8 protein-coding genes are annotated in these 6,743 nt (G+C 57.5%); all 8 read left to right on the top strand.

Going from position 1 to position 6,743, the window contains the following annotated elements; all coding sequences use genetic code 11:
- On the top strand, window positions 1–152 hold a 152-nt coding region (locus ACIPIZ_RS29065), incomplete at its 5' end, for a 30S ribosomal protein S2 (protein WP_401168935.1).
- A 190-nt stretch (window positions 153–342) separates the two neighbouring features.
- Window positions 343–1,206, top strand: coding sequence for a translation elongation factor Ts (gene tsf / locus ACIPIZ_RS29060; protein WP_064393190.1), 864 nt, complete (start codon window positions 343–345; stop codon window positions 1,204–1,206).
- Between the two features lie 210 nt (window positions 1,207–1,416).
- Window positions 1,417–2,160: a UMP kinase gene (pyrH, locus tag ACIPIZ_RS29055; RefSeq protein WP_003222124.1), complete on the top strand. Its 744-nt coding sequence runs from the start codon at window positions 1,417–1,419 to the stop codon at window positions 2,158–2,160.
- A complete protein-coding gene (frr, locus tag ACIPIZ_RS29050; protein WP_064393189.1) occupies window positions 2,157–2,714 on the top strand; it encodes a ribosome recycling factor in 558 nt (185 codons plus the stop codon). Before pyrH ends, frr begins: the two co-directional genes overlap by 4 nt.
- A 14-nt stretch (window positions 2,715–2,728) precedes the next feature.
- Entirely contained in the window at window positions 2,729–3,484 is a 756-nt protein-coding gene (uppS, locus tag ACIPIZ_RS29045; protein ID WP_064393188.1) for a polyprenyl diphosphate synthase, read from the top strand.
- Window positions 3,484–4,290, top strand: coding sequence for a phosphatidate cytidylyltransferase (locus ACIPIZ_RS29040; protein WP_064393187.1), 807 nt, complete (start codon window positions 3,484–3,486; stop codon window positions 4,288–4,290). Before uppS ends, ACIPIZ_RS29040 begins: the two co-directional genes overlap by 1 nt.
- The gene (gene ispC / locus ACIPIZ_RS29035; RefSeq protein ID WP_064393186.1) at window positions 4,287–5,477 is read left to right on the top strand and encodes a 1-deoxy-D-xylulose-5-phosphate reductoisomerase; all 1,191 of its coding nucleotides are present in this window, start codon (window positions 4,287–4,289) and stop codon (window positions 5,475–5,477) included. The genes ACIPIZ_RS29040 and ispC overlap by 4 nt, the downstream gene beginning before the upstream one ends.
- Before the next feature lie 54 nt (window positions 5,478–5,531).
- Window positions 5,532–6,743, top strand: a 1,212-nt coding sequence (gene rseP, locus ACIPIZ_RS29030) for an RIP metalloprotease RseP (protein ID WP_401168930.1), incomplete at its 3' end; no start/stop codon positions are given.

Raw genomic sequence — 6,743 nt, 5'->3', positions numbered from 1 at the left:
TTGACTACATCATCCCAGGCAACGATGACGCAATCCGCGCTATCCAGCTGTACATGGGGTCGATGGCTGATGCAGTGATCCGCGGTCGCAACAATGTTTCCGGCGGCACTGTAGAATTCGCAGCTGAAGAAACTCAGGCTGCAGCTGAGTAATTGACGCCCTGGCGTTGACTCAGTAAGCAAAAAGGGGGCTTGGCCCCCTTTTTGCCACCTCGAAAACCATTTGTCGGCGCCCGCAGCACTATTTGTAATGTGCGGCAGCTAACAAGGGTGGTTCGGGAAGAATTGAACGCCCGTTCGATCGGGTGGAATGGTTGAAAACCTATCCAAGAGGAATTTGAAAATGGCAGCAATTACTGCAGCGTTGGTTAAAGAACTGCGCGAGCGTACCGGCGAAGGCATGATGGATTGCAAGAAAGCCCTGGAAAAGGCTGACGGCGACATCGAAAAAGCCATTGATGACATGCGTGCTTCGGGCGCGATCAAAGCTGCGAAAAAAGCTGGCAACGTTGCCGCTGAAGGCGCAATCGCTATCAAGGACGACGGTAAAGCTGCCGTTATCCTGGAAGTGAACTCGCAGACCGACTTCCTGGCTCTGCAAGACGACTTCAAAAACTTTGTTGCTGCCAGCGTTGAAAAAGCGTTCGCTGACAAACTGACCGAAGCTGCTCCGCTGATCGCTGCTCAAGAAGCCGCTCGCGAAGCACTGGTTGCCAAAGTAGGCGAAAACGTCAACATCCGTCGTCTGACCCGTATCGAAGGTGACGTTGTAGGTTCGTACCTGCACGGCAACAAGATCGGTGTGGTTGTGGCTCTGAAAGGCGGTGACGTCGAGCTGGCCAAAGACATCGCGATGCACGTAGCTGCAAGCAACCCTGAGTTCCTGCTGCCTTCGCAGGTTTCGGCTGAAGCGATCGAGCGTGAAAAAGCTGTGTTCCTGCAGCTGAACGAAGAGAAAATCAAAGGCAAGCCGGAAAACATTGTTGAGAATATGGTCAAAGGCCGTATCAGCAAGTTCCTGGCAGAAGCAAGCCTGGTTGAGCAGGCGTTCGTCAAGAACCCTGAAATCAAGGTTGGCGAGCTGGCCAAGAAAGGCGGCGCAGAAATCGTTTCCTTCACTTACTACAAAGTAGGCGAAGGCATTGAGAAGCCGGTCGACAACTTCGCTGAAGAAGTTGCTGCCCAGCTGGCTGCCGCCAAGCAATAAGACGGTTTTCCAACTGTCGCCCGAAAGAGGCTGCCCGCTTACGCGCGCAGCCTCTTTTCAGATGGGGTTGCCAATTTTTAATTGGTTTCCACTTGGAACTGACTTACAAAGCCATGTTCCGATGGCGCTGAAGCAGCGCCAAGCTAGAGTGAACGCCAGCTGTAAACAGCTCGCAAAGAATTTTTAAATACGCCGCAGGAGAGATTCGCAATGGCTCAGCAGGGCAGTGGTTATCAGGCTCGCTATAAACGCATTCTACTCAAGCTTAGCGGCGAGGCCCTGATGGGCTCCGAAGAGTTCGGGATCGATCCGAAAGTTCTCGATCGCATGGCGCTGGAAGTCGGCCAACTGGTTGGCATCGGCGTGCAGGTCGGTCTGGTGATCGGTGGCGGCAACCTGTTCCGCGGTGAAGCATTGAGCAAAGCCGGTATGGATCGGGTGACAGGCGACCACATGGGCATGCTGGCCACTGTGATGAACGCCCTGGCCATGCGCGATGCGCTGGAACGTGCCAATATTTCGGCCATCGTGATGTCGGCCATTTCCATGGTTGGCGTGACCGATCATTATGATCGCCGCAAAGCCATGCGCCACCTGAACTCCAAGGACGTGGTGATTTTCGCGGCCGGTACCGGTAATCCGTTCTTCACCACGGATTCGGCAGCCTGCCTGCGTGCAATCGAAATCGATGCCGATGTCGTGCTCAAAGCGACCAAGGTCGATGGCGTCTATACCGCTGACCCGTTCAAAGACCCGCATGCCGAGAAGTTCGATCATCTGACTTATGATGAAGTGCTGGATCGCAAGCTGGGTGTAATGGATCTGACAGCTATTTGCCTGTGCCGCGACCACAAGATGCCGCTGCGCGTATTCAACATGAACAAGCCCGGCGCTCTGCTGAACATCGTACACGGCGGCGCGGAAGGCACCCTGATCGAGGAAGGTCAACAATGATCAACGAAATCAAGAAAGACGCTCAAGAGCGCATGCAGAAATCCCTGGACTCTCTGGCCCACGCTTTCGGTCAGATTCGTACCGGCAAGGCTCACCCAAGCATTCTGGGTAGCGTGATGGTGCCTTACTACGGCACTGATACCCCGCTGAGCGGCGTCGCCAACGTCACCGTGAAAGACTCGCGCACTCTTCAAGTCGTGGCCTTCGAGCGCAATATGCTCGCTGCCGTCGATAAAGCGATCCAGAGCGCTGGTCTGAACCTCAATCCGACCAACCTTGGCGAGTTGCTGTTGATCCCGATGCCTGCCCTCACCGAAGAAACCCGCAAAGGTTTCACCAAGCAGGCGCGTAGCGCAGCGGAAGACGCCCGTGTTGCGGTGCGCAACATTCGTCGCGATGCGCTGGGTGATCTGAAGAAGCTGGTCAAGGACAAGGAAATCAGCGAAGACGAAGAGCGTCGTGCTGTCGCTGATATCGACAAGCTGACCAAAGATGCCGAGGCCCAGATCACCAAGGCCACGGACGAGAAAGAAAAAGACCTGATGGCCGTATAAGGGTCGAGCTTTAAATGGACAAGACCAAGCAGACTGCGCCGTCCGCGGTGCCGCGCCATGTCGCGATCATCATGGATGGCAATAATCGCTGGGCGAAAAAACGCTTTATGCCGGGTGTCGCCGGGCATAAAGCGGGCGTGGATGCTGTGCGTGCCGTCATCGAGGTGTGTGCCGAGGCCAAGGTCGAGGTGCTGACCCTGTTCGCGTTTTCCAGTGAGAACTGGCAGCGGCCGGCCGATGAAGTCAGTGCCTTGATGGATCTGTTTTTCAAGGCGTTGCGTCGTGAGGCCAAGCGCCTCAACGACAACAACATAAGCCTGCGCATCATCGGCGATCGTTCGCGCTTTCATCCGGAACTTCAGGCAGCAATGCGTGAAGCTGAAGCGATGACGGCGGGTGCCAACCGTTTCATCCTGCAGATCGCTGCCAATTATGGCGGTCAGTGGGATATTGCGCAGGCTGCTCAGCGTCTGGCGCGTGAAGTCCAGGCCGGGCACCTGCGTCCGGAAGACATCACCCCGGATCTGCTGCAAACCTGTCTGGCAACTGGCGACCTGCCGTTGCCTGATCTGTGCATTCGTACTGGCGGCGAGCATCGCATCAGCAACTTCTTGCTGTGGCAACTGGCTTATGCCGAGTTGTACTTCTCCGACCTGTTCTGGCCGGACTTCAAACACGATGCCATGCGCAATGCGCTGGCTGATTACGCTTCGCGTCAACGTCGTTTCGGTAAAACGAGCGAACAGATCGAAGCTGGAGCCCGGGTTTAATGCTTAAACAACGAATCATTACTGCGCTGATCCTGCTGCCGATCGCCTTGTGCGGGTTTTTCCTGCTTGAAGGTTCGGGCTTTGCACTGTTCATCGGTCTGGTCGTGAGCCTGGGTGCCTGGGAATGGGCGCGTCTGGCGGGTTTCACTGCGCAAGCGTTCCGTGTCGGCTTTGCCGCCGTGGTCGCCTTGATGCTGTTCGTCATGTACATCCTGCCGGGCCTTGCGCCATGGGTGTTGGGTGCGTCCGTGTTGTGGTGGGCGGTGGCGACCTGGCTGGTACTGACCTATCCGCGTTCGAGCGGGCACTGGTCCAGTGCCGCGAGCAAACTGGTCATTGGTCTGTTGATTCTGCTGCCGGCCTGGCAAGGTCTGGTGCAGATCAAACAGTACCCGCTGGGTAACTGGCTGATCATGGCGGTGATGGTTCTGGTCTGGGGCGCTGATATCGGTGCCTACTTTTCCGGCCGGGCTTTCGGCAAGCGCAAGCTGGCGCCACACGTCAGTCCCGGTAAAAGCTGGGAAGGTGTCTATGGCGGTCTGGCTCTGAGTCTGGTGATTACCGCGATTGTCGGCCTGGTGCGCGACTGGACGGTGGCCGAGTTGCTCAAAGGGCTGATCGGCGCTGCATTGATCGTATTCATTTCGGTTGTGGGCGATCTCACGGAAAGCATGTTCAAGCGTCAATCCGGCATCAAGGACAGCAGTAACCTGCTGCCTGGCCATGGTGGCGTGCTCGATCGTATCGACAGCCTGACCGCGGCCATTCCGGTATTTGCAGTGTTGTTGTGGATGGCTGCACCTTGAGCCGTCCACAGCAGATCACTGTTCTGGGGGCGACCGGCTCGATCGGTTTGAGTACTCTCGATGTCATTGCGCGTCATCCTGAGCGTTATCAGGTGTTTGCGCTCAGTGGTTTCACTCGACTGAGTGAGTTGTTCGCTTTGTGCGTGCGTCATGTGCCGCAGTACGCGGTTGTCCCGCAAGCAGAAGCGGCGCGCAGCCTGCAGGATGACTTGCGGGCGGCCGGGTTGCCGACCCGTGTGCTGGTCGGGGAGGAGGGCTTGTGCCAGGTCGCAGCGGCCCCTGAGGTCGATGCTGTCATGGCGGCCATCGTGGGTGCCGCCGGGCTGCGTCCAACGCTGGCGGCGGTCGAGGCGGGCAAGAAGATTCTTCTGGCCAACAAGGAAGCGCTGGTAATGTCCGGCGCCTTGTTCATGCAAGCCGTGCGTAAAAGCGGTTCGGTGCTGCTACCGATCGACAGCGAACACAATGCGATTTTCCAGTGCATGCCGCAGGATTTCGCTCGCGGATTGAGTGCTGTGGGGGTGCGTCGGATTTTGCTGACCGCTTCTGGTGGTCCTTTCCGGCAGACGCCAATGGCCGAGTTGGCGCACGTTTCGCCTGATCAGGCCTGTGCGCACCCGAACTGGTCCATGGGGCGCAAGATCTCCGTGGATTCGGCGAGCATGATGAACAAAGGACTTGAATTGATCGAGGCCTGCTGGCTGTTCGATGCCAAGCCTGCGCAGGTCGAGGTGGTGATTCACCCGCAGAGCGTGATCCATTCGTTGGTCGATTACGTGGATGGTTCGGTGTTGGCGCAGTTGGGCAACCCCGATATGCGTACACCGATTGCCAATGCGCTGGCCTGGCCTGAACGCATCGACTCCGGTGTTGCGCCGCTGGATCTGTTTGCGATTGCCCGGTTGGATTTCGAAGCGCCGGATGAAGAGCGCTTTCCATGCCTGCGTCTGGCTCGTCAAGCTGCTGAAGCAGGCGACAGCGCGCCGGCGATGTTGAATGCGGCCAATGAAGTCGCCGTGGCAGCGTTTCTCGACGGACGGGTTCGTTACCTCGAAATCGCGAGTATCATCGACGAAGTCTTGAATCTCGAACCGGTGGTCGCACTGGATGATCTCGAAACAGTGTTCATCGCGGACGCGAAAGCGCGAGTACTGGCTGAACAGTGGTTGAGTCGTCACAACCGATAGGTTTTGCAACACAATGGCTACACGCGGCACTGAACAGGATTGCGGAGAAAGTAGATGAGCGCGCTCTATATGATTGCCGGCACCCTGATCGCCTTGGGAGTGCTGGTCACTTTTCACGAATTCGGCCATTTCTGGGTCGCGCGTCGCTGTGGCGTCAAGGTTCTGCGTTTTTCCGTAGGCTTCGGCATGCCGCTGCTGCGCTGGCACGACAAGCAAGGCACCGAGTTTGTTGTTGCCGCGATCCCGTTGGGTGGCTACGTCAAGATGCTCGATGAGCGCGAAGGCGAAGTACCGGTCGATCAGCTGGATCAGTCGTTCAATCGCAAGTCCGTGCGTCAGCGTATCGCTATTGTGGCGGCGGGTCCCATCGCCAACTTTCTGTTGGCCCTGGTGTTTTTCTGGGTGCTGGCCATGCTCGGCAGCGAGCAGATACGTCCGGTTATCGGTGCGGTCGAGTCCGGCAGCATCGCCGCCAAGGCTGGCTTGACTTCAGGCCAGGAAATTGTCGCCATCGATGGAGAGCCGACGTCGGGTTGGGCGGCTGTCAATTTGCAGTTGGTGCGTCGTCTCGGCGAAAGCGGTTCCTTGCAGTTGATGGTGCGCGATCAAGGTTCCACCGCGGATTCGCCGCGTGAACTGGCGCTGGATCACTGGCTCAAAGGTGCCGATGAGCCGGATCCGATTCGCTCGCTGGGTATTCGTCCATGGCGTCCGGCACTGCCGCCGGTACTTGCCGAACTTGATCCGAAAGGTCCGGCGCAGGCGGCGGGTCTGAAAACCGGTGATCGTTTGCTCGCCCTTGATGGTCAGGCGCTGAACGACTGGCAGCAGGTGGTCGATACCGTTCGTACGCGTCCTGATACCAAAATCATGCTGCGCATCGAGCGCGACAGTGCTCAAATCGACGTCCCGGTCACCCTCGCGGCGCGCGGTGAAAGCAAGTCGCCAAGCGGATATCTGGGCGCTGGTGTAAAAGCTGTCGACTGGCCACCGGAGATGATCCGCGAGGTCAGTTACGGGCCTTTGGCCGCGATTGGCGAGGGCGCCCGTCGTACTTGGACCATGAGCATCCTGACGCTGGATTCACTGAAGAAAATGCTCTTCGGCGAGCTCTCGGTAAAAAACTTGAGTGGACCGATAACCATTGCTAAAGTGGCGGGCGCTTCTGCCCAGTCGGGCGTCGCTGATGTCCTGAATTTCCTTGCTGATCTGAGTTTTTGCCTGGGCGTTCTGATTGTGCTGCCCATTCCTGTACTGGATGGGGGG

The organism is Pseudomonas sp. NPDC087690 (assembly GCF_044743175.1).
Lineage (GTDB): Bacteria > Pseudomonadota > Gammaproteobacteria > Pseudomonadales > Pseudomonadaceae > Aquipseudomonas.
This window is presented reverse-complemented; position numbering and strand designations above follow the sequence as displayed.